This window comes from Massilia sp. 05N420 (assembly GCF_056397205.1).
This window is the reverse complement of sequence record NZ_JBFTMX010000206.1, coordinates 1-416: the sequence shown is the minus strand read 5'-3', so window position 1 is coordinate 416 and position 416 is coordinate 1. Positions and strand designations below refer to the sequence as shown.

Here is a 416-nt window from a genome sequence, read left to right as displayed (position 1 = left end):
GCATGGGCCCGCAGTGCCGGCAGCACTCGCCTGCAGCGGCAGAAGTGCTGCGGCGATCGTCAGCAGGCGGCGCCAGTGGCAGGAGGTGGCTCTCATGGTTTTCCCAGGTTTCAGAAGTAGCCGCTAATATCGGTGGGCGCATCTTAACGGTCCGTTAGCTAAGGATTTCTAAAATTAACCTACCTCCGCTGCAGTCTGCCGGCGGGCCACGAGAGCGCTGATGAGCCAATTCGACAGGAACAGGGTGAGCCGGTTGCCGGGCTGGCGGAGCTTCGAGCCCGCGCAGGCTGCATCCGAACCCGTGCGTCCGCGTTCGCCCGTCCTGCGCCCCTCTGATTTTGCCAAGGTCACTGCCGAACTGCCGCAGGAGCCCGAGGCAGCGCGTATCGAGCCCGCGGCTCCGCAGGCTGCACCGC

Annotated in this window: 1 protein-coding gene; it reads left to right on the top strand. The window is 65.1% G+C overall.

The genetic code is table 11. The features are described 5' to 3' along the window. Positions 1-220 precede the first annotated feature (220 nt). Positions 221-416 (top strand): hypothetical protein (locus AC1DIX_RS27990; protein WP_477328634.1); only part of this gene is annotated, 196 nt, incomplete at its 3' end.